Source organism: Paraburkholderia sp. BR10882, assembly GCF_040948855.1.
In the GTDB taxonomy this organism is placed as follows: Bacteria; Pseudomonadota; Gammaproteobacteria; order Burkholderiales; family Burkholderiaceae; genus Paraburkholderia; species Paraburkholderia nodosa_A.
Map to the genome: position 1 here is coordinate 121,554 of NZ_JBFPKP010000003.1, position 23,956 is coordinate 145,509.

Annotated in this window: 16 protein-coding genes; 8 read left to right on the forward strand and 8 right to left on the reverse strand. The window is 66.1% G+C overall.

The annotated features are described in order from the left end of the window. Nucleotides 1–75: 75 nt before the first annotated feature. A complete protein-coding gene (locus AB3X99_RS09855; RefSeq protein ID WP_368616780.1) occupies nt 76–1,011 on the forward strand; it encodes a glycosyltransferase family 2 protein in 936 nt (311 codons plus the stop codon). A 56-nt stretch (nt 1,012–1,067) separates the two neighbouring features. Here the strand turns inward: AB3X99_RS09855 and aroG are convergent, their stop codons facing one another. The 4 genes from aroG to AB3X99_RS09875 all read right to left on the reverse strand — a co-directional run bounded on the left by aroG (nt 1,068) and on the right by AB3X99_RS09875 (nt 9,576). Then, nucleotides 1,068–2,141 carry a 3-deoxy-7-phosphoheptulonate synthase AroG gene (gene aroG, locus AB3X99_RS09860; protein ID WP_069267830.1) on the reverse strand — a complete coding sequence of 358 codons (1,074 nt, stop codon included), beginning with the start codon at nt 2,139–2,141 and terminating at the stop codon, nt 1,068–1,070. A 425-nt stretch (nt 2,142–2,566) separates the two neighbouring features. After that, on the reverse strand, nt 2,567–4,033 hold the full coding sequence (tldD, locus tag AB3X99_RS09865) for a metalloprotease TldD (protein WP_368616781.1): 1,467 nt from the start codon (nt 4,031–4,033) through the stop codon (nt 2,567–2,569). Nucleotides 4,034–4,182: 149 nt separating this feature from the next. Beyond that, on the reverse strand, nt 4,183–5,010 hold the full coding sequence (locus AB3X99_RS09870) for a carbon-nitrogen hydrolase family protein (protein ID WP_069267796.1): 828 nt from the start codon (nt 5,008–5,010) through the stop codon (nt 4,183–4,185). Between the two features lie 87 nt (nt 5,011–5,097). After that, the gene (locus AB3X99_RS09875) at nt 5,098–9,576 is read right to left on the reverse strand and encodes a YhdP family protein (RefSeq protein ID WP_368616782.1); all 4,479 of its coding nucleotides are present in this window, start codon (nt 9,574–9,576) and stop codon (nt 5,098–5,100) included. Nucleotides 9,577–9,760: 184 nt separating this feature from the next. On the opposite strand from AB3X99_RS09875, the gene glnE reads away from it, so the two are divergent. After that, nucleotides 9,761–12,733, forward strand: a complete 2,973-nt coding sequence (gene glnE / locus AB3X99_RS09880) for a bifunctional [glutamate--ammonia ligase]-adenylyl-L-tyrosine phosphorylase/[glutamate--ammonia-ligase] adenylyltransferase (RefSeq protein ID WP_368617041.1) — start codon at nt 9,761–9,763, stop codon at nt 12,731–12,733. Here the strand turns inward: glnE and AB3X99_RS09885 are convergent. From AB3X99_RS09885 to AB3X99_RS09900, 4 genes are all read right to left on the reverse strand, one after another. Beyond that, nucleotides 12,730–13,050: a type II toxin-antitoxin system RelE/ParE family toxin gene (locus tag AB3X99_RS09885; RefSeq protein ID WP_368616783.1), complete on the reverse strand. Its 321-nt coding sequence runs from the start codon at nt 13,048–13,050 to the stop codon at nt 12,730–12,732. The genes glnE and AB3X99_RS09885 overlap by 4 nt on opposite strands. Next, nucleotides 13,047–13,328: a type II toxin-antitoxin system Phd/YefM family antitoxin gene (locus AB3X99_RS09890; RefSeq protein WP_069267792.1), complete on the reverse strand. Its 282-nt coding sequence runs from the start codon at nt 13,326–13,328 to the stop codon at nt 13,047–13,049. Before AB3X99_RS09890 ends, AB3X99_RS09885 begins: the two co-directional genes overlap by 4 nt. 100 nt (nt 13,329–13,428) lie before the next feature. Beyond that, on the reverse strand, nt 13,429–15,108 hold the full coding sequence (recN, locus tag AB3X99_RS09895; protein ID WP_368616784.1) for a DNA repair protein RecN: 1,680 nt from the start codon (nt 15,106–15,108) through the stop codon (nt 13,429–13,431). Between the two features lie 94 nt (nt 15,109–15,202). Then, nucleotides 15,203–16,114: an NAD kinase gene (locus tag AB3X99_RS09900; RefSeq protein WP_368616785.1), complete on the reverse strand. Its 912-nt coding sequence runs from the start codon at nt 16,112–16,114 to the stop codon at nt 15,203–15,205. Between the two features lie 260 nt (nt 16,115–16,374). Here AB3X99_RS09900 and hrcA point away from each other — a divergent pair, with 260 nt between their 5' ends. The 6 genes from hrcA to dnaJ all read left to right on the forward strand — a co-directional run bounded on the left by hrcA (nt 16,375) and on the right by dnaJ (nt 23,906). Continuing rightward, nucleotides 16,375–17,394 (forward strand): heat-inducible transcriptional repressor HrcA, encoded by a 1,020-nt coding sequence (hrcA, locus tag AB3X99_RS09905; protein WP_028202023.1) that lies wholly within the window; start codon nt 16,375–16,377, stop codon nt 17,392–17,394. A gap of 202 nt (nt 17,395–17,596) precedes the next feature. Next, nucleotides 17,597–18,664: a ferrochelatase gene (gene hemH / locus AB3X99_RS09910; RefSeq protein WP_069267788.1), complete on the forward strand. Its 1,068-nt coding sequence runs from the start codon at nt 17,597–17,599 to the stop codon at nt 18,662–18,664. A gap of 47 nt (nt 18,665–18,711) precedes the next feature. Then, nucleotides 18,712–19,119, forward strand: coding sequence for an RNA-binding S4 domain-containing protein (locus AB3X99_RS09915; RefSeq protein ID WP_368616786.1), 408 nt, complete (start codon nt 18,712–18,714; stop codon nt 19,117–19,119). A 549-nt stretch (nt 19,120–19,668) separates the two neighbouring features. Continuing rightward, on the forward strand, nt 19,669–20,256 hold the full coding sequence (grpE, locus tag AB3X99_RS09920) for a nucleotide exchange factor GrpE (protein WP_368616787.1): 588 nt from the start codon (nt 19,669–19,671) through the stop codon (nt 20,254–20,256). A 260-nt stretch (nt 20,257–20,516) separates the two neighbouring features. Next, the gene (gene dnaK, locus AB3X99_RS09925; protein ID WP_368616788.1) at nt 20,517–22,475 is read left to right on the forward strand and encodes a molecular chaperone DnaK; all 1,959 of its coding nucleotides are present in this window, start codon (nt 20,517–20,519) and stop codon (nt 22,473–22,475) included. A 294-nt stretch (nt 22,476–22,769) separates the two neighbouring features. Next, the gene (gene dnaJ / locus AB3X99_RS09930) at nt 22,770–23,906 is read left to right on the forward strand and encodes a molecular chaperone DnaJ (protein ID WP_069267783.1); all 1,137 of its coding nucleotides are present in this window, start codon (nt 22,770–22,772) and stop codon (nt 23,904–23,906) included. Nucleotides 23,907–23,956: the final 50 nt, after the last annotated feature.

The window sequence follows — 23,956 nt, forward strand, 5'->3', positions numbered from 1 at the left end:
GCCCGACGGGCGGCGCGAGGGCCTCGTGCTAACCTCGGTTCGAGTCGAAACGACCACCGGAATGCGGAGAAACCGATGACAACGCTCGCTACCGATGATCTCGCGTCTTCCGTGGCCGCGAACGGCGCGAAGGCGCGCATGCGCGTCGCGGTGGTGATCGCGACCAAGGGCCGTCCAACCGCCACCGCATGGGTCGTGCGCCTGCTCGCGCGGCAAACCGTGCGGCCGGATCAGATCATCCTTTCGGGCAGCAGCGCAGACGACATCGGACCTTACGATGCCAACGGTCTGCGCGTGAACGAAATCATCGGCACGGCGGGTTCGAGCGTGCAGCGCAATCGCGCGCTCGACGCGCTTGCGCCGGACATCGACATCGTGATTTTCCTCGACGACGACTTCGCGCCCGAGTGTCACTGGATCGAGTTGTGCGTGGAGCTGTTCGAGAGCGACGCGAATCTCGTGGGCGTCTCGGGCCGCACGCTGCGCGACGGTGCGAACACGCAACCGATCGCATGGGAAGAAGCCATCGCGCTCGTGGATGGCGCGCAAGCCGAAGTGATGCGGCGTCCGCCGCTGCGGCCCTGCGTGGAACTGTATGGCTGCAACATGGCGTGCCGCGCGCAGGCCATCGCCGATCTGCGCTTCGACGAGCGTCTCGTGCTGTACGGCTGGCTGGAAGACAAGGACTTCTCGCGGCGCCTCGCGCGCCGTGGCGGGCTCGTGTACTGCGACTATCTGCTCGGCGTGCACCTCGGGCTGCGAGGCGGGCGCGTTTCGGGCCGCCGCTTCGGCTATTCGCAGGTGGTCAACGCGATGTACCTGTGCAACAAGGGCGTGATGTCGCGCAAGGAAGCGACCAGCAACATCCTGCGTGCGCTCAGCATGAACTGCGTGAAGTCGGTGCGGCCGGAGGCGCATCTCGACCGGCGCGGCAGGCTCATCGGCAACGTGATCGGGATTGCCGATCTGTGCATCGGCGCGGTGCGGCCCGAGCGCGCAGAGCGGCTTTGATTCACGCGCAGCGCGGCATTAAATGACCGCACCGCGCGCTCCGATGCGTGCGGCGCTCAGTTGCCCGAACCGCGCGCAATGCGACGCTGCTTCACCGCTTGCGCGAGCCCTTCGAGCACGCCCACGCTTTCGTCCCAGCCGATGCACGCATCGGTGATGCTCTGGCCATAGGTCAGCTCGCAGCCTTCCTTCAGGTCCTGGCGGCCCGCCACGAGGTGCGACTCCACCATCACGCCGACGATGCGCTCGTCGCCCCCCGCCACCTGGCGGCCGATGTCGGCGCACACCGGAATCTGGTTCTCGTGCTTCTTCGAGCTGTTTGCGTGGCTCGCGTCGATCATGAGTCGCGCGGCGAGACCCGCCTTGCCGATATCGCTGCACGCGGCGTTTACGCTATCCGCGTCGTAGTTCGGCGTCTTGCCGCCGCGCAGAATCACATGACAGTCCTCATTGCCCGCGGTCGAGACGATAGCCGAGTGGCCGCCCTTCGTCACCGAGAGGAAATGGTGCGGCTGCGAGGCGGCCTTGATCGCGTCCACGGCGATCTTCACGTTGCCGTCCGTGCCGTTCTTGAAGCCGACCGGGCACGACAGACCCGAAGCCAGCTCGCGGTGCACCTGCGATTCCGTTGTGCGCGCACCGATCGCGCCCCACGAGATGAGGTCGGCGATGTACTGCGGGCTGATCATGTCGAGGTATTCGGTGCCGGCGGGCAGGCCCAGCTCGTTGATCGAGACGAGCAATTCGCGCGCGGTGCGCAGACCGTCGTTGATCTTGAAGCTGTTGTCGAGGAACGGGTCGTTGATGAGGCCCTTCCAGCCCACCGTCGTGCGCGGCTTCTCGAAGTACACGCGCATCACGATTTCGAGCTCGTTCTTGAAGCGCTTGCGCTCTTCGACGAGCTTCTTCGCGTAGTCGACCGCGGCCTTCGTGTCGTGAATCGAGCACGGCCCGATGATGACGATCAGGCGGTCGTCCATGCCGTGCAGGATGCGGTGCATGGCGCGGCGCGATTCGAAGATCAGCGTGGAGGCCGCTTCCGAGCAGGGGAATTCGCGGATCAGGTGAGCGGGCGGCGTGAGTTCCTTGAGTTCGCGAATGCGGACATCGTCGGTGTTGTGCGGGGGCATGGTCGTTTTCTCCTGATCCTGTGCGTAGCGTGCGTCGTTCGGACGGTGCTTCAAATTCGGTTAGATGAAGGTGCGGCTCGCAACTGTTGTCGAAACTGCGGGGCGAAAAAAAACCGCCAGGCTTGGCTGGCGGTTTCTCGTGTGTTCGGGGTCCTGCGCGTACTATCAACCCTCTCGATCCGCCAGCGGTCTGAGATACCAAAAGAAGTAAAAATAAAACTTCGTGGCGAACATGGCGGTCTTGTCTGAACGTTCGTTACGTCGAAAGGGTGATTGCCTTTATAACCCGGCATTCTCGGGGCTGGCAAGCAGGGTGCGGTAAAAAAGCGGACTATCTGCGCAAAAAATGACTCGTGTGCAGAAAAACCGCACGACGATGCGGAATTCCCGCATCGTCGTGCATGGAGTGCGCGCAGGCCAAGCGCTTAAACCGTGCCGCCGACCGTCATGCGGTCGATGCGCAGCGTCGGCTGACCCACGCCCACCGGCACGCTCTGCCCCTCCTTGCCGCACACGCCCACGCCCGAATCGAGGCGCATGTCGTTGCCGATCATGCTCACGTACTTGAGCGATTCCGGGCCGCTGCCAATGAGCGTCGCGCCCTTCACGGGGTAGGTGATCTTGCCGTTTTCGATCATGTAGGCTTCGGAGGCCGAGAACACGAACTTGCCGTTCGTGATGTCCACCTGACCGCCGCCGAAATTCACGGCATACAGACCGTTCTTCACCGAGCCGATGATTTCCTGTGGGTCCTTGTCGCCGTTGAGCATGTACGTGTTGGTCATGCGCGGCATGGGCAGCGCGGCGTACGACTCGCGGCGAGCGTTGCCCGTCACGGGCATCTTCATGAGGCGCGCGTTCAGCGAGTCCTGAATGTAGCCCTTGAGAATGCCGTCCTCGATCAGCGTCGTGCACTGCGTGGGGTTGCCTTCGTCGTCGATATTGAGCGAGCCGCGGCGGTTGGGCAGCGTGCCGTCGTCGACCACGGTCACGCCCTTCGCGGCTACCCGCTCGCCAATGCGCCCGGCGAACGCCGACGAGCCCTTGCGGTTGAAGTCGCCTTCGAGGCCGTGGCCGATCGCCTCGTGCAGCAGCACGCCGGGCCAGCCCGGGCCGAGCACGACGGTCATCGCGCCGGCGGGTGCCGGGCGCGCTTCGAGGTTTACGAGCGCAGCGTGCACGGCGTCGTCCACGTACTTCGACAGGAGGTCGTCGGTGAAATAGCCATAGTCGTAGCGGCCGCCGCCGCCGCCGTTGCCGATCTCGCGGCGGCCGTTCTGCTCGGCGATCACCGTGACGGACACGCGCACGAGCGGGCGGATGTCGGCGGCGAGCGCACCGTCACTGCGGGCGACGAGCACCACGTCGTACTCGCCCGCGAGCGCGGCCATGACTTGCGTGATGCGCGGATCGCGCCCGCGCGCCATCTCTTCGATGCGCTCGAGCAGCTTCACTTTTTCGGTCGCGTCGAGCGAGCTCAACGGGTCGGAGGGCAGGTACAGATCGCGGCCCGCAATGCCCGTGAGCGACTTCGCCACCTGGATCTTCTGCTTGCCGCCGCCCGCCTTGGCGATCGAGCGCGTGGCGATGGCGGCCTGGCGGATCGCTTCGGGCGAGAGGTCGTCGGAGTAGGCGAAAGCGGTGCGCTCGCCGGATACGGCGCGCACCCCGACGCCCTGGTCGATGCTGAAGCTGCCCGACTTGACGATGCCTTCCTCGAGGCTCCAGGCCTCGCTGCGCGTGGTCTGGAAGTAGAGATCGGCGTAGTCGATGCGATGCGTGAAGATCTCGCCGAGCGTGCGCGTGAGCACTGCCTCGTCGAGGCCGTAGGGCGTGAGGAGCAGGTCCTTCGCGGTCGCCAGATTGCGGATGCCGGGTTCGATGATGTTCATGCGCTCTGTGGGATCAACGATAAAGTCTGTCAATGGAGATTCGGGCGCGGTGCTGCGAAATCAAGCGCCTTAAACGGAGAACTCGCGTGGAATTCGATGGGGTTCATTCGCGGGGCCAGTCGTCGCGTGCGTTGCATGCGTTACGCGCGTCATGCGCAGTCGAGCACGCGGTGACGCCACGCCGGAAGGCTCGCGCGCACGCTGGCGATGCGCTCGAGGTCGATGTCGCCGGCCACCACGCCCGGGCCTTCGTCGCGCACGTCGACGATCTCGCCCCACGGGTCGACCAGCATGCTGTGGCCCCATGTGCGGCGGCCGTTCTCGTGCGTGCCGCCTTGCGCCGCGGCGAGCACGTAGCACTGGTTCTCGATCGCGCGGGCGCGCAGCAGGAGCTGCCAGTGGGCGCGGCCGGTGGTGTAAGTGAACGCTGAAGGCACGACCATCAGTGCGCAGTCTCCCATGCGCCGGTACAGCTCGGGAAAGCGCAGATCGTAGCAGACCGACAGGCCGACACGGCCAAACGGCGCCTCGAACGTGCGCACTTCGGCGCCGGGCCGGATCGTGCGCGCTTCGTCGAACGATTCGGCGCCTTTTTCGAAATTGAAGAGGTGGATCTTGTCGTAACGCGCGCGCTCCTCGCCGCTTGGGTCGAACACGAGCGTGGTATTGAGCACACGGGTTTCCTCGGGCGCATTCAGCGGCAACGTGCCGCCGATCACCCACACGTCATGGCGCCTCGCGGCATCGGCGAGAAAACGCTGAATGGGGCCGTCGCCGTGGGGCTCGCGGATCGCCAGTTTGTCGCTGTCCTTGTGACCCATGAAGCAGAAATATTCGGGCAGCAACACGAGGCGCGCGCCCGCGGCGGCGGCTTCGGCGATCAACTGGTCCGCTTCGGCGAGATTGCGCTCGCGCTCGGGCGTGCTGACCATCTGCAGCGCGGCGACGCGAAACGGGTCGAGGGGGGGAGCGCTCATCGGCAGATCTTGATTGGGTTCGGGATGCATGGCACGCATACCGCGTGCCCACGACGCGGCGCACCTGGCGGCAACTCAGTGCGCAATTCAGTGCACTGCGGCCGGCGCCTGCGCGTCCATCTTACCCTGATCGCCATGCAGCCGCTCGATGTGCGGTTTGGCCCACGGGCCCGTAATCGCGAAGTCCATCGCGAACGCGTGCTCGAGCGTTTGCGAGAGCACGACGTCGCCGATCAGCGCGCCGAGGCCGAAGAGCGGATTGATGATGGCCGCCGCGACCACGCCCGCGCCCGCGCTGACCGTCGGCACCACGTGCACGTGCAGGTCCTGGGTTTCGTGCGCGAGGTCGACGCTGCCCGCCATCGTCGCGCGCCCGGGGGCGGTGACGAGCTTGAAATCGTGGGTGCTGCCAATGCCGTTCTGGATCTGCGCGGTGGCCGTCGCGCTCGTGAAGGGCAGGCCTTCGCCGATGACGTCGCGGAAGTCCGTCGTGAGGAAGCGCGCGAGGCTTTGCAGGCTCAGCACGCCGAGCAGCCTTGCCACGCCCGGATCGACCTTGAGGATCTGGCCGTGTCGCAGGTCAAGGGTGAGGTTGCCGTTGAGCGACGGGAAGTCGATGCGCGTGGGGCCGCCTTGCCATTCCAGGTTGCCCGCGAGCGTGCCCGAGCCGTTCTTGAGCACATGCGGCCGGCCGGCGCGTTGGAGCAGGGCGCCCGCGTCCTTGATGTCGAGATGGAAATCGAGCGCCGTGCGGCGCGGCGTGTGCATGCCGGCTGCGGCCGAATCCTCGCTGGCTGCCGTGTCGCCCACCGCGCGCCAGTTTTCCGTGGCGGTGAGGTGCGCGTCCGGGTTGCTGATGTCGAGCTGGTCGAGCTGCCAGACCGGCACGCCGTTGTCGTCGAAGTTGTGCGCGTTGACCTGGAGACGGCCGAGGTCGCGATCGCGCACGATGAGCTGGTTCACGACGAGGTCGATCGACGGCATGTTCTGCGCGGGCTGCGACATCGCCTGGCCGAGCAGGTCGTTTTCGGTGGCAGCGGGCACGGTGAGGCGCGCGAGCCGCGCTTCGAGCGTGCCCGGTGCGCCCGGCACGGCGCCCGGCTTCCACGAGACGTGGCCCGAGACCTGGTTGGAGGCGACGTTGGCCTGCCATTCGTTGCCGCGCTCGCCGGTGCGCGATGCGCCGAGCACGACGTTCTCCCAGTGGCGCTTGAGCAGCGTGAGCGTGCCGACGTGGACCGCGAAGCGCGAAGGCAGGAACTGGCCGACCGCGCCGTTGGGGGCGAGCGGTGACGAGGCGGCGGTTGGCGCGGCCGCCGTGGTGGCCGTAGTGGTCGATGCCGGGCTTTGCGGCGCGGCAGCCGCGGCGCTGGGCACGGCAGATTCGGAGGTTGCGCCCGGGGCCGCGTCTTGATTTTGAGCCATCCGCTCGGCCGCTCTTTCTGCGGCGGTTCGCGGCGGGGGAACCGCCGCCCGCGCGCCGCTTGCCGCCGCGCTCGCAGGCGTCGCGCCCTGGGCCTGGGCCGCCGCGGTCCCGCGCAACTGCTGCACCACGGCGCGCCAGGCGTCGGCGTCGAAGGCGGGCAGGTCGACGGCGGCGGCCACGCCTTCCGACGGTAGATCGGCCGGGCGGTTCATGCCGATCGCGCCGCGCACGACTTCCGGTACGTGACCCGGATGGCGGCGCATCACGTAACGCGCGGCGAGCGGCCCGAGCGTGAGTTCTGCATGTTCGAACGCGGCGTCGTCGGCCCTGGCATCGGCGCCGACGGCGGATTCGGCGGGCGTGCCCGTGCCCGGCTGCAATTCGAAGTTCAGCGGCATCGGCGTGCCGGCGGCCTTGCCGAACGGCGCGGGCAGGTCGAGCGCGAGACCGGTGAGATCGGCGTTCGCCTTCACGTCGGGCAGGCGCCCGCGCTGGCCGGCTACCGAAAGCGAGTAGGGCGCCGCGCCCGACAGGCGCCCGAGCGCCGCCGCCGCCATGCCATGCAGGTTCAGCCCGCGCGCCGCATCGACCGCGACGTCGCCGGCCACGTCCACCTTATAGTGCCCGTCGTCGCGCATGCCGCCGCTCGCGCGCAGATCGCCGCCGAGAAAGCGCGCCGTAAGCCGGTCGACATTGGCGCTGTGGTTCGTGAAGCGCACCTGCCCGGTGAGTTTCGAGACCGGCGGCACGTTCTTCGCGGTGAGCGTGTTGTTCTCGAAGCCGATGGCGCCCGCGAGCAGCACCTTCGGCATCGGATGGCGCGGGATCGTGAGCTTGAGTGCGAGCGTGGACTGCCCTTGCGCGCGCACCTTCGCGGTGGCGTGCTTCGACATGTAGCCGATCGAGCTGTTGTCCGCGTAGTCGAGCAGGTCCGCGAGCGGCCCGCGCCCGCTGCCCTCGATCACGATATCGGAGCCCTTGATGCCCAGTTCCTCGATGCGCCCGCTCACGTTGCGCAGCACGAAGTTGCGGTAGTGGCCGCGATCGACGTCGAAGCGCAGCTTGTTCTCATGCAGCTTGAACACGCCGTCGATGCCGTCGAACGCCGGCCAGACGTTCGGCGCGCCGTTGCGCATCGTGCGCGGCGGGAACGGCGACGGGTCGAAGCGGCCGCCCGTGAACGGCGCGACGATGCGGAACTGGCCCGCGTCGGGGTCGCGCGAGTAGGGGAATTTGGTGAGGTCGCCGTGGATCTCGATCGTCGCACCCTTCGACAGGCCCGCCTGCAGGCCGTGGCCGAGATAGATGCGCGTCTTCTCGCTGATGGCGGTGGGCAGGTAACGCGGGATGGCCTTGACCCTGGCCTCATCGAAATGCGCGACGAGGTCGAGCGAGCCGCGTCCCTTGCCGGGGTTCGTGTAGTGCGCGGTCATCTTCGCGCGCGCGTCGGCGTTCTCGATGCCCAGGTTCGCGACATCGACGGTGAATGCCTTGAGCCGGTTGCCGGGCTCGCGCTCAGCGGCCACGGTCCATCTGGCCGCGCCCGAGAGCCGGTCGAACGTGAGGCGGGGATTGTCGAACACGCCAGGCAGCGTGATGGCGACGCTGTTCGTGTCGAGGTCGATGGTGCCGTGCGATTCGTCGGCATCGATGTGCCCCCAGAGATTCTCGACCCCCGGCAGGCCCGCGCGCGGGTGGCCGCGCGGCGTGAGGCCCGGCCCCGGCTCCTGCGCATTCATGCTGATGCCCTGCAGGTCGCCCTTGAAGCGATAGTGGGTGACCGGCTCGACGCTGGTGGAGCGCTGCTCGGCAGCCGCTTCACCCGACTCGGGCTTCGCGCGCTCGAGGGATAGGTCGTAGTTCGCCACCAGCCCGCGCGGGTCGAAGCGCACGAGCGCGCCCTGCACGCGACCGGGTAGCGGCAGCGCGCGCATGAACTCGGCGAGGATGCCGAGATCGATGCGGTCGCCGCGCACGCTCATGAGCTGGCCGTGCTGGAGCGTTTGCTGGCGAAAGCGCGCATCGAGCGTCGTGAGCGCGAGCGAGCGCGTGAGCGGCGTGCCGTCGTCGAGCGGCGGCTGGCCCAGTTCCGCGTGCAAGTCGCGCAGCTTGAGCGCGTAGTCGTCGGGCTGGATGCCGAGGCTCCAGTGGAAGCTCGCGACCGGCATGTCGAGCAGCGGCTGCGTGGGCCGCGTGCGCAACGAAACGTTTGCGCCTTCCAGCGCGCCGCTCGCCTCGAGGATGCGTCCGTTCGAGAAGTGCGCCCAGATCGAGTTGTCGATGCGCCCCGCGTAGGTAGCGATCGGGAAGTTGATGTAGCGCGCGAGCGTGGGCAGATCGACGGGGCCGGTCGAGAGATAGGTGTCGCCCGTCCAGCTGATCGGCTTGCCGGCCTGTGCGTAGCGCGCGTGCGTGAAGTGCGCGCGGAAGTCGAGCGGGCCGTGCAGCACGGTGCCCTCGGCCGGCGCCTGGAGCGCGACGCGATGATCGTACCCGTCGTTGAGGATCGCGAGGCGGATGTGCGAGAACGCGAGGTCGGGCACGTCGCGCGTGGCGTCGTGCCAGCGCAGCGTGCCGCCGCGCAGCACGACGGCCTGCTGGCGCATGAGCCACGTCGTGAAGGTGGCGTTGCCCGTGTGTGCGGTGGGCACCGGCACGCCCGCCACGGTGAGCGTGCCGTCGTCCTCGCGCGCGATGTGCACGTCGGGCTGCTCGACCACGATGCTCGAGAGCAGCGGTTCGAACAGCACGACCGAGCGCCACGACACCGAAGCCGTGGCGTGCGGCACGTCGAGCGCGATGTTGCCGTGGCGGTCGCGAATCGTCAGATCAGTGACGTCGATGCCGGGCTGGAAGCCCGACCAGTGCGGCGCGAGCTTGCCGATGCGCAATTCGGCGTGAATCTTCGAGGAGACGAGCTGCTCGATGCGCGGACGCAAGTTGTCCACGTATGGCAGCACGACGTAGCGCAGACCGAGCAGCAGGACAGAGACAAGGAAATACAGGACGAGCGCGATGATCGCCAGCACGCGCAGTGTGTGGCGCAGGACCGGGTGATGATGGTGCGGACCCCCTGGCTCGGTCGCCTGGCTGGCATGTCCAGATTGGGGTAGGCCGGCGTGATCGTTTCGCTCGGACATGCTGCGGCGGGTGGGGTATGGTAGCGTTGCGTTCTAACGACGAAATGTATCACAGAGGGCCGTCAGAAGGCCCATCCGGGGAAGCCGGGATGGCCGCTCGGCGCGTGACACGCATGATTTTTTGCACTGCAGTGGCGGCTATGCCGGACGCATCGGCGAGACGGAGCGCGAGAGCCGGTGGGCGGTGCGCGCGTGGCGCGGGGCGAACCCTCTCGGTCGAACCGTCGAGATCGGCATCGTCGCATCGACACCGTCATCAACCCAGGCGCGCGCAGCGACACAACAGCGAACAGCGACACAACAGCGAACAGCGAGCCTTCCCGGCAAGCAGCACTTCATGACTGACATCCCTCTTCTGAGTTCCAGCTATTCCCGCTATGCAGCACGGGCTTACGCCGCGCGCCCTGGCCTCGCAGCGCAGGTCGAGGCGCTCGCTGCGGCACCGCTCTCGCGCGAACGCATCGTCGCGCGGCTCGACGCGTTGAGCGGGGAACTGCTCGCCGAAGCAAACGCCGCACCTGGCGCAGCGCTCAACGACGAGCAGTTGAAGAAGGTCCTGCGCCAGTTGCGCGTGGAAGTGATCTGCGCGGTGATGGAGCGCGATCTCGGCGGCGTGGCCGACGTCGCCGAAGTGACCGGCAGCATGACCGATCTCGCGGAAGTCACGATCCAGCGTGCGCTCGCCTGCGTGAGCGCCGACCTCGAGACGCTCTTCGGCGAGCCGCGCGGCCCGGGCGGCGAGCGCCTCACGCTCGGCGTGGTGGGGATGGGCAAGCTGGGCGGACGCGAGCTGAACGTTTCGTCCGACATCGACCTGATCTTCGTCTACGAGGACGACGGCGAAACCACGGGAGGCCAGCGCTCGCCCATCGCCACGCAGGACTTCTTCACGCGCGTGGGCAAACGCCTGATCGCCGCGCTCTCCGACGTGACGGCCGATGGCTTTGTGTTTCGCGTGGACATGCGTCTGCGCCCGAACGGCGACTCCGGGCCGCTCGTGTGCAGCCTCGGCATGCTCGAAGAGTACTTCTACGTGCAGGGCCGCGAGTGGGAGCGCTATGCGTGGATCAAGGGGCGGCTCGTTTCCGGGGACGAGAGCGACAGCGCGCTGCGTCTTGCCCGTCAGCTCGATTCGCTCGTGAAGCCATTTGTCTACCGGCGCTACCTGGACTTCGGCGTGATCAGCGCAATCCGCTCGCTGCACTTGCAGATTCGCCAGGAAGCGCAGCGCCGCGCCATGATGCGCCCCGACAAGGCCGATGACATCAAGCTCGGGCGCGGCGGGATTCGTGAGATCGAGTTCAGCGCCCAGGTGTTCCAGCTCATCCGCGGCGGCCAGGATGCGGGTTTCCGCGTGCGCCCGACGCTCGCGGTGCTCGGCTACGCCGCCGCGCGTGGACTGATCGCGCCGGAGGTGTGCGGCGAGCTCGCGCGCGCCTACAACTTTCTGCGCGACCTCGAGCATCGCCTGCAATACCGCGACGATGCGCAAACGCACGCCATGCCTGTCGACGCCGAGGAGCGCGCGGCGCTCGCGAAGTCGATGGGCTTTGCCGACTATGCCGCGCTGATGACGACGCTCGACGGCCACCGCGACAACGTCGAGCGCCAGTTCGTGCAGATCTTCTCCGACAAGATGGGCGGCGAGGGCGGCTGCGGCGCCTCGGAAGACGGCGCGGCGGCATGGGTCTGGAGCGGTGCGCTCATGGAAGAGGGCGCCGAAGACTCGTTGCTCGAACGTCTCACGGAACTGGGTATCGACGACCCGGCGCCGCTGCTCGCGCGCCTGCGCGGACTCTGGCAGTCGGCGCGTTACGCGGGGCTGCCCGAGAAGAGCCGCGAGCGCTTCGACAGCGTCGCGCAGCGCGCGCTCGAAGCTGCACGCACGCTCGAGCCGCGCGAGCGCCGCGGCGACACGCTCGCGCGCATGTTCGACCTGCTCGAAGCCGTGATCCGGCGCGGCGCGTATCTCGCGCTGCTCTGCGAATATCCGGATGCGCTCAGCCGCGTGCTCAAGGTGCTGGGCGGCTCTCGCTGGGCGGCGGGCTATCTGATCCGCCATCCGCAACTGCTCGACGAACTGCTCGACGACGAGGCAGTTGCATCGCCCTTCGACTGGCCTGAATTCTCGCGTCTGTTGCGCGCACGGCTCGCCGCTGCCGCCGACGTCGAACAGCAGATGGATCTGCTGCGTCACGCGCACCAGGCCGAGGTGTTCCGCATCCTGCTCAACGACCTGGCGGGGCGGCTATCGGTGGAGCACGTGAGCGACCGGCTCTCGGAGCTTGCCGACGCCGTGCTCGGCGTGACCATCGAGACCGTCTGGAAGCAGTTCGCCAAACGCCATCGCGAGGTGCCGCGCTTCGCGGCGATCGCCTACGGCAAGCTGGGCGGCAAGGAGCTGGGCTACGCGTCGGACCTCGACATCATCTTTCTGTACGAAGACGAGGACGAGCGCGCCTCGGAGATCTACGCGACCTTCGCGCGCCGCCTCATCACGTGGCTCACCACGGCCACCGGCGCGGGCACTCTGTTCGACGTCGATCTGCGCCTGCGGCCGAACGGCGAGTCCGGGCTGCTCGTGACCGACCTCGATGCGTTCCGCCGCTACCAGCTGCGCGAGGGCGACGCGGCGAACACGGCATGGGTCTGGGAGCACCAGGCACTCACGCGTGCGCGCTTCTCGGCCGGGGACGTGGCGATCGGCAGCGCCTTCGAGGCGATTCGCGTGCAGGTGCTGACCACGCCGCGCGACGCCGCGCCGCTCGCGAAGGAAATCGTGGAGATGCGCCAGCGCGTGGAAGACGGCCACCCGAACCGCACCGAACTCTTCGACCTGAAGCATGACCGCGGCGGCATGGTGGACATCGAGTTTCTCGTGCAGTACTGGGTGCTGCTGCATGCGGCGCAGGACCCCGAGCTGATCCGCAACACGGGCAATATCGCGTTGCTGCGCGAGGTGTCGCGCTTCGGGCTCATGAGCGAGGAGGAGGCCGAGACGATAGGCTCCGCGTACCGGCTGTATCGCAAGCTGCAGCATCAGTTGCGGCTCGACGGTATGGAGAAGGCGCGTGTCGCTCCGGCGCGTGTGGAGCGCGAGCGCGAGGCCGTGCTGGCGTTGTGGAAGCGCGTGTTCGGGGAGCGCGGGGAGGCTTAGGGCCGCAGCAAAAGCCTGGCCAGAACGTCCTTCAGGTCTCTGCGGGTGTCGACGATCAAATGGATATAGATCATCGGATCGTCAATCTCGGAGATGATGCGGTTCATGCCGCTTACTATCTGCCGATAGTTCGTAGAGCCCAGTTCCGCGAGCTCAGGAGGAACGTGCCCATTTCGGGGAAATGCCTCGAGTTGTTCAATATCGTCGCGAATCTTCGCCGATGTTTCATGCCAGGCCTTCGGGCCGAATTTGGCGATCACGTGACGTCGAATGTCTTGCATGTCGGTCCGCGCCGACTGGAGGAAGACGGCCTTCATGCAATACCGTCGTCCTTGTCCATCTGCTCCAGTTCAGTGAAAACATCACTCGCCGGAATGTAGCGACCGGCTTCGATGTCCTTGCGCCCCAGCGTCAGAATCTTCAGAAGTGCTAACGTTTGTTGCATATCCTCGTAGGATTGTGCGTCCTGCACGACGACCCGGGCTTCACCGTTTTGGGTGATCAGCATCGGCTCGCCACTTTCCGTGATCTCGCGGACGATCTCAGCGGCGTGGCTCTTCAGATAGCTAATGGGCTTCACCTGGCTGGGCTTCATCTCCGTTCCTCGGGCTGGCATGTCAATAGGACTAAATATAGACCTAAATTCGGACTGATTGGAGGCAATATTTAGGGTTGTATCAACGAGGCAGAGAAGCTCAAGCGGCCAGCATCTCCTTCGCATGCCGCCTGGTCGTCGCGGTAATCTCCAGCCCGCCCAGCATGCGCGCGACTTCCTCCACCCGGCCGCCCCTGTCGAGCGGCGTGACGGCCGAGACCGTGCCGCCGTTGCCGTCGCCGGACTTCGCCACCTGGAAGTGATGATCGCCGCGCGCCGCGACCTGCGGCAAGTGCGTCACGCACAGCACCTGGCGCGCGCGACCGAGCTGGTGCAGCAAACGTCCCACCACTTCGGCGACCCCGCCGCCAATGCCCGTATCCACTTCGTCGAAGATCAGCGTGGGCGTGGGGCTCGCCGCGCTTGCGATCACGGCAAGCGCGAGGCTGATGCGTGCGAGCTCGCCGCCGGAGGCGATTTTCGCGAGCGGGCGCAGCGGCACGCCCGCATGGCCCGCCACGCGGAATTCGATCTGCTCCAGACCGTGCGCGCCGCCGATCGGCTCGCCGGTCGAGCTGCTGCCGAGCGCCACGAGCGCGACTTCGAAGCTGCCGCCGGCCATCGACAGTTCCTGCATACCTTGCGTGACCGCCGAGCCGAGCGCCTTCGCCGCCTTGGCGCGCGCCTTCGAGAGCTGGCGTGCCTGCACGAGATAGGCTTCCTGCGCCTTCTGCTCGGCGGCGCGCAGGCCGTCGAGATCGGATGCGGCGTCGAGTGCCGCGAGCTGCTGGCGGCGCGACGCGTGTTCCTCAGGTAGCGTTTCGGCCGGCAGGCGGAACTTGCGCGCCGTCGAATGCAGCGCGTCGAGGCGCCGTTCGACCTGCGCGAGATGTTGCGGATCGAGATCGAGGCGTTGCGCGTAGTGCGAGAGCGAGTACGCCGCTTCCTGGATCTGGATCGCGGCCGGTTCGAGCGCGGCGAGGGCGTCGTTGAGTTCGGCGTCGACTTCGGCGAGGGAGCGCAGCTTCGAGACGATCGAGTTCAGCTGCGAGAGCATCGCCTCATCGGATTCCGATAACGCCGCGAGCGCGCCTTGTACGCCTTCGATCAGGTTGGCCGAGTTCGAAAGCCGCACGTGCTCCGCGTTCACTTCCTCCCATTCGCCCGGCTGCGGCGCGAGCTTGTCGAGCTCGGCGAGCTGCCACGCGAGGCGCTCGCGCTCGAGTTGCAGCTCGCGGTCGCGCGACATGGCGCTCTGCAGGGCGAGACGCGCGTCGCGTGCCTCGCGCCACGCGCGCGTGACGGTGGCGGCGAGATCCGTGAGGCCCGCGTGCGTGTCGAACAGTTCGCGCTGCGCATCGGGGCGCATGAGCAGTTGGTGAGCATGCTGGCCGTGGATGTCCACGAGCATTTCGCCCAGCTCGCGCAGTTGCGCGAGCGTGGCGGGCGTCCCGTTGATGAAGGCGCGCGAGCGCCCGCCGCTGTCCACCACGCGGCGCATCATGACCGTGTGCTCGCCGTCGCCGTTCGTGAGCGCCTGCTCGTCGAGCCAAAGCGCGGCATGCGCGGGCACGTCGAACTCGGCGGTGATGTCGGCGCGGGCCTCGCCGGTGCGCACGACGCTCGCGTCGGCGCGCGTGCCGAGCGTGAGGGCGAGGGCATCGATCAGGATCGACTTGCCCGCGCCGGTTTCGCCGGAAAACACGGTGAAACCGCTATCGAATTCGAGGTCGAGCGCGGCGACGATCACGAAGTCGCGAATCGAGAGATGGCGAAGCATGGCGTCTGGTTCTGCTTTTTGGGTTGGCTTTGATTACCGTGGGACTGCTGGCTGCATGGCAACGCACCCGCGCGCTTCACGCCAGGACGCGGGTTTAGTCCTCCGGATCGCCCTGCAGCAAGGGGTGCTCGTTCCAATGCAGCTTCTTGCGCAGCGTGCGGTAGTAGCTATAGCCGACCGGGTGCAGGAAGGGCACCGTGTGGCGCGAGCGGCGCACCTCGATCACGTCGTTCAGTTCCAGCGCCGTGAACGACTGCATGTCGAAGTTCACGTTGACGTCGCGGCCCGCCACGATCTGGATGCTTACCTTGCAGTCGTCGGGCAGCACGATCGGGCGGTTCGAGAGCGCATGCGGCGCGATCGGTACGAGCACGATGCCTTGCAGCTGCGGATGCAGGATCGGCCCCTGCGACGAGAGCGCGTAGGCGGTCGAGCCCGTGGGCGTCGCGACGATCAAGCCGTCGGAGCGCTGGTTGTACATGAAGCGGCCATCGACGTTCACGCGCAGTTCGGCCATGCCCGAAAAGCCGCTACGGTTCACGACCACGTCGTTGAAGGCGAGCGCGTGGTAGATCGGGTCGCCGTCGCGGGTGATGCGCGACTCGAGCAGCGAGCGCTCCTCGCGCTCGAACGAGCCCGCGAGCAGTTGCGGCACGACCTCCTGCATCTCGGAGAACGCGATGTCGGTAATGAAGCCGAGCCGCCCGTGGTTGATGCCGATGAGCGGCGTGCGGTAGGGCGCGAGCTGGCGGCCGATGCCGAGCATCGTGCCGTCGCCGCCGAGCACGACGGCCACGTCCGCGCGCGCGCCGATTTCGGACGGCTGCAGCGCGGGATAGCCTTGCGCGCCGATTTCCTCTGCGGTTTGCGCTTCGAACACGACCTCGAAGCCGCGCTTCGAAATGGTCTGGGCGAGCGCCGTCAGCGGCTCGGCAATGCCTGGCGTATTGCTGCGCCCAACGAGCGCAACCGTCTTGAACTGGCTCTGGATCTTCTGGATCTGCATGCCGGCATTACACCATAGTCAGGTCACGAAAAGAACCTGGCGCAAGCCGGGCACGGCCCGCCAGGCCTTGCGCGCCGCGCCCTCCCGCCCTAAGCCGGTGACACGGCGATGACAACGCGCGATGTGCCAGACGATGTGCCATGCAACATGCCCGGCGGTAACGGCCGAAACCGGGCCGCCCCACGCGGCGGGCCTGCCCGTCGGGCCCGACCTGGCGGCGCACTCGCGGCCAACCCGCCATTAGGCTAAAATTTTGAGTCATGCTAGATCCCCGCGCACAAACCCTCCTCAAGACGCTGATCGAGCGCTACATCGCCGAAGGTCAGCCGGTCGGCTCGCGCACGCTGTCGCGCTATTCCGGCCTGGAGTTGAGCCCGGCGACGATCCGCAACGTCATGTCGGACCTCGAGGAGCTGGGTCTCGTGTCCAGCCCGCATACCTCGGCCGGGCGTGTGCCCACGCCGCGCGGCTATCGCCTGTTCGTCGACACCATGCTCACCGTCGAGCCCAGTTCGGACGACGACGCGCTCACGCGGGCGGTAAAGACCACGCTGCGCCCCGGCGAGCCGCAGAAAGTGGTGGCGGCGGCGGCCAGCGTGCTCTCGAACCTCTCGCAGTTCGCGGGCGTGGTGCTGACGCCCCGGCGCAGCCACGTGTTCAAGCAGATCGAGTTCATGCGCCTGTCCGACAAGCGCATCCTGCTCATCATCGTGACGCCCGAAGGCGACGTGCAGAACCGCATCATGGCGACGCAGCGCGACTTCACGCCTTCCGAGCTCATCGAAGCCTCAAATTACATCAACGCGCACTTCGCGGGCCTGTCGTTCGACGAGGTGCGCCGCCGCCTGCGCGAGGAAATCGACGCGCTGCGCGGCGACATGACCACGCTCATGCACGCGGCCGTGACCGCGAGCACCGAAGAGCCCGAAAGCGGCGACACCTTGCTCATTTCCGGCGAGCGCAACCTGCTCGAAGTGGCCGACCTTTCCTCGGACATGGCGCGCCTGCGCAAGCTCTTCGACGTATTCGACCAGAAAACCAGCCTGCTGCAGCTGCTCGACGTCTCGAGCCACGCGCAGGGTGTGCAGATTTTCATCGGAGGCGAGTCGCAACTCGTGCCGATCGAGGAAATGAGCGTGGTGACGGCTCCCTACGAGGTGAACGGCAAGATCGTCGGCACGCTTGGCGTGATCGGACCGACGCGCATGGCGTACAACCGCGTGATTCCGATCGTCGACATCACGGCGCGCCTGCTCTCGCTCACGCTCAGCCAGAACTGAGCGCCGCATCGGGCACCGGGCATCGGACCACCCTCTTTCCGACGATCATCCCCCGAAAGGCGTGGCGCGCGCCATCGGCCGAATGGCCAACGTGCGGTGAGTCGCCGCGTCGCGGGTCCGGTTTGGCCCGCCAGGACCGCCCGCTATAATGCTTGTTTCATGCAACCGTTGCTGCGCATTCGCGCGGCGCCACTGATCGCCTATGCGTTTCGACCTGGAGCGGCCTTCGCAGTCCGCCGCGGCGCATCGCGTCGCCGTGCTGCTCATCAACCTGGGCACGCCGGACGCGCCCACGCCGCGCGCCGTGCGCCGCTATCTCGCGCAGTTCCTGTCCGATCCGCGCGTGGTCGAGATTCCGGCGCCGATCTGGCAGGTCATCCTGCGCACGCTGATCCTGCCGTTTCGCGGCCGGTCGTCGGCGAAGAAGTACGCGGCGGTCTGGACGCCCGAGGGTTCCCCGCTGCGCGTGCATACGCAGAAGCAGACCGACGGCCTGCGCCATCTGCTGCAAATCAACGACTACACGGTCCTCGTCGATTACGCGATGCGCTACGGCACGCCCGACATCCCGGCGATGCTGAACCAGCTCAAGCTCGCGGGCGCGGAACGCATCCTGCTCATGCCGATGTATCCGCAGTACTCGGCGTCGACCACGGCCACGGCGTTCGACGCGGCCTTCGCCGCGCTGCGCCGCATGCGCAACCAGCCGGAAATTCGCACGGTGCGCGGCTATCACGACCATCCGGCGTATATCGCGGCGCTCGCGGCCCAGGTGCACCAGTACTGGCACGCGCACGGCAAACCCAATTTCGCGGCGGGCGACCGCCTCGTGCTGAGTTTTCACGGGGTGCCGAGCCGTACGCTCGATCTGGGCGACCCGTACCACGACCAGTGCCAGCAAACGGCCGCGCTCCTTATGCACGCGCTGGAGCTAACGCCGGTCGAATGCCGGGTGACCTTCCAGTCGCGTTTTGGGCGGGCGCAATGGCTCCAGCCATACACGGCGCCCACGCTGCGGGAACTGGGCGCGGGCGGCGTGCACCGTGCGGACGTGTTCTGCCCTGGTTTCACGGCGGATTGCCTGGAAACCATCGAGGAAATCGGCATGGAAGTGCGCGACGAGTTCCTGCACGGCGGCGGCAAGGAGTTTCACCGCATAGCATGCCTGAATGCCTCGCCGGCGTGGATCGCGGCGCTGGGCGAGATTGTTGCGCAGCACCTGCAGGGCTGGCCCGTGCAGGCCGCGGCGCCGGCTGGCGCAGTGGCCTGACCCAGTGAACTGAGCGTGAACTGAGCGGCGCATCCGGAAAGCTTCTGATGAACTACAAGATTTCGACCGAACCTGGCGCGCGGCTGCGCATCGACAAATGGTTATGGGCGGCGCGTTTCTTCAAGACGCGCTCGCTCGCCTCGGACGCCGTGAGCAAGGGGCGCGTGCGCATTGGCGGCGACGCCGTGAAGGCATCGAAGGACGTGCGCGTGGGCGACCTCGTCGAAATCGAGATCGATCACGTGGTCTGGGAAGTGCGGGTGCTGGGGATTTGCGAGATGCGCGGCCCCGCCAGCATCGCGCAGACGCTCTATACGGAAACGGAAGCCGGGCGCGAGCGGCGCGCGGCGGAGCAGGACCGGCGCCGGCTCTTTCGCGAACCGGCTGCCGTGTTGCAGGGCAGGCCGACCAAGCGCGACCGCCGCACTATCGACAAATTTTCGCGTGAGGGTTGAAGAGCGCTTCCATCGTAGCGTGCACGCCCCCGTATTCCGTCGTGTTTTCGTTCACGGCGCCCGACATGCAGATGGTCGTAGTCCCGGCGATGAGTACCAGCGCGACCACCGATATGGCAAAGGTCAGTTTCACGGTACTCCCCTTGGGATCGCAGCAAAACAGCCAGTTTCGAGGCCCGGACAGCGTTTTTATGTGCGGTGATGCTGCTAAAAAAGGTGCTGTCCGTGGGCCCATTCGGTGCGGTGCCGGGCTCAGGGTAAACGCGTCATGAGCAGCACCTGTTCCTGAGTGTAGGTCAGGGATGTCCCTTACTCAATTTCATTTTTGCGGCGCTGCAGTAATGATTGTTACGGGCGATTTCGCGGCTTGATCTTCTGTATAAAAAAGCCGCGAGAGCCTCTTGAAACAAGCGATCCGGCACCCATGTGCTCTCGCGATGTCCGAAGCCTCTGTCGCGTCGGCGCAACGGCCCAGGCGCAGTAGAGCGGCCGGCGTCATGGCGCCCGAAGCTTTGTTCCCTTTTTCACTATTCAACCACGTTCAGCGACATGGAAAACACGCAAGAGAACCCGACGAGCCAGAACCCCACGCCCGCGGACGAGGCGTCGCAGGCAGCCCAGCCCCAGGCGGCTGAAGCGGCCGAGCAGGCAGCCCAAGGCGGCGTGGACCAGAACGCAGCGGCGCTTGCCGAGGCCGCACTGGCCGAAGCCCAAGCGAAAGTCGCCGAATTGCAGGACGCCTTCGTCCGCGCCAAGGCCGAGACCGAGAACGTACGCCGCCGCGCGCAGGAAGACGTCGCCAAGGCGCACAAGTTTGCGATCGAAAACTTCGCCGAGCATCTGCTGCCGGTGATGGACAGCCTCGAAGCCGCTCTCGCCCATAACTCGGACGACCTCGCCAAGGTCAACGAAGGCGTCGAACTCACGCTCAAGCAGCTCACCGGCGCGCTCGAGAAGGGCAAGGTCCTCGCGATCAACCCCGTGGGCGAGAAGTTCGACCCGCACCGTCACCAGGCCATCTCGATGGTCCCGTCCGAGCAGGAAGCGAACACGGTGGTCAGCGTGCTGCAAAAGGGCTATGTGATCGCCGACCGCGTGCTGCGTCCGGCGCTCGTGACTGTTTCGGCACCGAAGTAAGAAAGATGTAAGTAATGCGGTGGCCTGAAGGAACCCAAAGGAACCCAAGGGAAACCCAACGGCCCTGCGATTAAAAAAAATGATGGAACGCATAGCCCAAACCCCTTGAAATCGCCGTAGCGGCACTTATTTGGGCAGTAGTTCCGTATTGAAGTGGACGCCAGCCGCGCACAAGGGAAAACGCGGCTCGAGCATGTAGTTACCTGCGCAGCGCGAAAGCGGCGTCCGCACAGCGACCAAATTCTGGAGATTTGACAAAAATGGGCAAAATCATTGGTATTGACCTCGGCACCACCAACTCGTGCGTGGCGCTGATGGAAGGCAATCAGGTCAAGGTGATCGAGAACTCGGAAGGCGCCCGTACGACGCCTTCGATCATCGCCTACATGGACGACAACGAAGTGCTGGTCGGCGCACCGGCCAAGCGCCAGTCGGTCACGAACCCGAAGAACACGCTGTACGCAGTCAAGCGCCTGATCGGCCGCCGCTTCGAAGAGAAGGAAGTGCAGAAGGACATCGGCCTGATGCCCTACAAGATCGTCAAGCACGACAACGGCGACGCCTGGGTCGAAGCGCATGGCACGAAGCTCGCGCCGTCGCAGGTTTCGGCTGAAGTGCTGCGCAAGATGAAGAAGACCGCTGAAGACTACCTCGGCGAGCCGGTCACCGAAGCCGTGATCACGGTTCCCGCGTACTTCAACGACAGCCAGCGTCAGGCCACCAAGGACGCCGGCCGCATCGCCGGTCTGGAAGTCAAGCGCATCATCAACGAGCCGACGGCAGCCGCACTCGCGTTCGGTCTGGACAAGGCCGAAAAGGGCGACCGCAAGATCGCCGTGTTCGACCTGGGCGGCGGCACGTTCGACATCTCGATCATCGAAATCGCAGATGTCGACGGCGAAATGCAGTTCGAAGTGCTCTCGACCAACGGCGACACGTTCCTCGGCGGTGAAGACTTCGACCAGCGCATCATCGATTACATCATCGGCGAGTTCAAGAAAGAGCAGGGCGTCGACCTCTCGAAGGACGTGCTCGCGCTGCAACGCCTGAAGGAAGCCGCTGAAAAGGCCAAGATCGAACTGTCGTCGGGCCAGCAGACCGACATCAACCTGCCGTACATCACGGCGGACGCGTCGGGTCCGAAGCACTTGAACCTCAAGTTCACGCGCGCCAAGCTGGAAGCGCTGGTCGAGGAACTGATCGAGCGCACCATCGAGCCGTGCCGCATGGCGATCAAGGACGCAGGCGTGAAGGTCGGCGACATCGACGACGTGATTCTCGTCGGCGGCCAGACGCGTATGCCGAAGGTGCAGGAGAAGGTCAAGGAGTTCTTCGGCAAGGACCCGCGCCGTGACGTGAACCCGGACGAAGCCGTGGCCGTTGGCGCCGCGATCCAGGGGCAGGTGCTTTCGGGCGACCGCAAGGACGTGCTGCTCCTCGACGTGACCCCGCTGTCGCTCGGTATCGAGACGCTCGGCGGCGTGATGACGAAGATGATCAACAAGAACACCACGATCCCGACCAAGCACGCACAGGTCTACTCGACGGCGGACGACAGCCAGTCGGCCGTGACGATCAAGGTGTTCCAGGGCGAGCGCGAAATGGCAGCGGGCAACAAGCTGCTCGGCGAGTTCAACCTCGAAGGCATTCCGCCCGCACCGCGCGGCGTGCCGCAAATCGAAGTGACCTTCGACATCGACGCGAACGGCATTCTGCACGTGGGCGCGAAGGACAAGGCCACCGGCAAGGAAAACAAGATCACCATCAAGGCGAACTCGGGTCTGTCGGAAGCCGAAATCGAGAAGATGGTGAAGGACGCCGAAGCGAACGCGGAAGAAGATCACCGTCTGCGCGAGATTGCCGACGCGCGCAACCAGGGCGACGCACTGGTGCACAGCACGAAGAAGGCCGTGGCCGAGTACGGCGACAAGATCGACGCTTCCGAAAAGGAAAAGATCGAAGCCGCGCTGAAGGATCTCGAAGAAACGCTGAAGAGCTCGTCGGCCGACAAGGCGACGATCGAGGCGAAGGTCGAGGCGCTGTCGGCAGCGTCGCAGAAGCTCGGCGAGAAGATGTACGCCGACATGCAGGCGCAGCAGGCAGGCGCGGCCGGTGCCGCCGGCGCGGGTGCCGCAGGTGCCGGTGCGGCCGAGCAGGGCGCGCAGAACGACGCCGACGACGTGGTCGACGCCGAGTTCAAGGAAGTCAAGAAGGACTAAGCCGGTTCGTGGCGGTCATGACCGTTCTGCCTGATCAGCGAACGGTCGTGATCCGATGAAAGCGACTACGAAAGCGGCCGCATCGGTTACGATGCGTGTCAGCATTGCAGCGCCTGGCGAGCCATCCGGCTCTCCGGGCACATTTGTTTTATGGAGGCCGTTCTCTTTCAGGGGCCGCCGCGGCGTGATAAGCGCCTGTGCGGATGTTCAGGGGAACGGCAAACGGGTCACGAGATCCAGCATTCAAGAGGAGCCGGCGCGCGCCGTGAAGCGCGAGGCCGGCGTTGAACCGATATGGCGAAACGGGATTACTACGAGGTTCTGGGCGTCGCGAAGAACGCGAGCGACGACGAAATCAAGAAGGCGTATCGCAAGCTCGCGATGAAGTATCACCCCGACCGCAATCCGGACAACAAGGATGCGGAAGAGCATTTCAAGGAGGCCAAAGAGGCCTACGAAATGCTGTCGGACTCGCAAAAGCGCGCGGCTTACGACCAGTACGGCCACGCCGGCGTCGATCCCAACATGGGCGGCGCGGGCGCGCAGGGCTTCGGCGGGTTCGCGGACGCTTTCGGCGACATCTTCGGCGATATCTTCGGCCAGGCCGCTGGCGGCGGCCGCGGTGGCCAGCGCAGCGGCCCGCAGGTGTATCGCGGCGCGGACCTGCGCTACAGCATGGAAATCTCGCTGGAGCAGGCGGCGCACGGCTACGAGACGCAGATCCGCGTGCCGGGCTGGACCGGCTGTGAAGTCTGTCACGGCTCGGGCGCGAAGCCCGGCACGAAGCCCGAAACCTGCCCGACCTGCCATGGTTCGGGTTCGGTGCGCATGTCGCAAGGCTTCTTCAGCATCCAGCAGACTTGCCCTAAGTGCCACGGCACGGGCTCGTACATTCCTGAACCCTGCACGAACTGCCACGGCGCAGGCAAGGTCAAGGAAACCAAGACGCTCGAAGTGAAGATTCCGGCGGGCATCGACGACGGCATGCGCATCCGTTCGGCCGGCAACGGCGAGCCTGGCATCAACGGCGGGCCGTCGGGCGATCTGTATGTCGAGATCCACATCAAGCAGCACGCGGTGTTCGAGCGCGACGGCGACGACCTGCACTGCCAGATGCCGATTCCGTTCACCACGGCGGCGCTGGGCGGCGAGATCGAAGTACCGACGCTGGCGGGCCGCGCCTCGTTCACGGTGCCCGAAGGCACGCAGTCGGGCAAGACGTTCCGTCTGCGTGGCAAGGGCATCAAGGGTCTGCGTTCGAGCATCGCCGGCGATCTGTATGTGCATGTTCAGGTGGAAACGCCGGTCAAGCTCACCGAACACCAGCGCGAGATGCTGCAGCAGTTCGAGAAGTCGCTCGTGGAGGGCGGTTCGCGCCACAGCCCGCAAAGCAAGAGCTGGTTCGACCGCGTGAAGAGCTTCTTCGACTGACGCGCTTTTCCGGCGTCACCATGCAGCAGGTAAGCAGCAGGTAGTGATCA

Coding starts and splice junctions, on each gene's coding strand:
- AB3X99_RS09855 (WP_368616780.1), top strand. CDS start 76: ATGACAACGCTCGCTACCGATGATCTCGCGTCTTCCGTGGCCGCGAAC.
- aroG (WP_069267830.1), bottom strand. CDS start 2,141: ATGCCCCCGCACAACACCGACGATGTCCGCATTCGCGAACTCAAGGAA.
- tldD (WP_368616781.1), bottom strand. CDS start 4,033: ATGAACATCATCGAACCCGGCATCCGCAATCTGGCGACCGCGAAGGAC.
- AB3X99_RS09870 (WP_069267796.1), bottom strand. CDS start 5,010: ATGAGCGCTCCCCCCCTCGACCCGTTTCGCGTCGCCGCGCTGCAGATG.
- AB3X99_RS09875 (WP_368616782.1), bottom strand. CDS start 9,576: ATGTCCGAGCGAAACGATCACGCCGGCCTACCCCAATCTGGACATGCC.
- AB3X99_RS09885 (WP_368616783.1), bottom strand. CDS start 13,050: ATGAAGGCCGTCTTCCTCCAGTCGGCGCGGACCGACATGCAAGACATT.
- AB3X99_RS09890 (WP_069267792.1), bottom strand. CDS start 13,328: ATGAAGCCCAGCCAGGTGAAGCCCATTAGCTATCTGAAGAGCCACGCC.
- recN (WP_368616784.1), bottom strand. CDS start 15,108: ATGCTTCGCCATCTCTCGATTCGCGACTTCGTGATCGTCGCCGCGCTC.
- AB3X99_RS09900 (WP_368616785.1), bottom strand. CDS start 16,114: ATGCAGATCCAGAAGATCCAGAGCCAGTTCAAGACGGTTGCGCTCGTT.
- hrcA (WP_028202023.1), top strand. CDS start 16,375: ATGCTAGATCCCCGCGCACAAACCCTCCTCAAGACGCTGATCGAGCGC.
- hemH (WP_069267788.1), top strand. CDS start 17,597: ATGCGTTTCGACCTGGAGCGGCCTTCGCAGTCCGCCGCGGCGCATCGC.
- AB3X99_RS09915 (WP_368616786.1), top strand. CDS start 18,712: ATGAACTACAAGATTTCGACCGAACCTGGCGCGCGGCTGCGCATCGAC.
- grpE (WP_368616787.1), top strand. CDS start 19,669: ATGGAAAACACGCAAGAGAACCCGACGAGCCAGAACCCCACGCCCGCG.
- dnaK (WP_368616788.1), top strand. CDS start 20,517: ATGGGCAAAATCATTGGTATTGACCTCGGCACCACCAACTCGTGCGTG.
- dnaJ (WP_069267783.1), top strand. CDS start 22,770: ATGGCGAAACGGGATTACTACGAGGTTCTGGGCGTCGCGAAGAACGCG.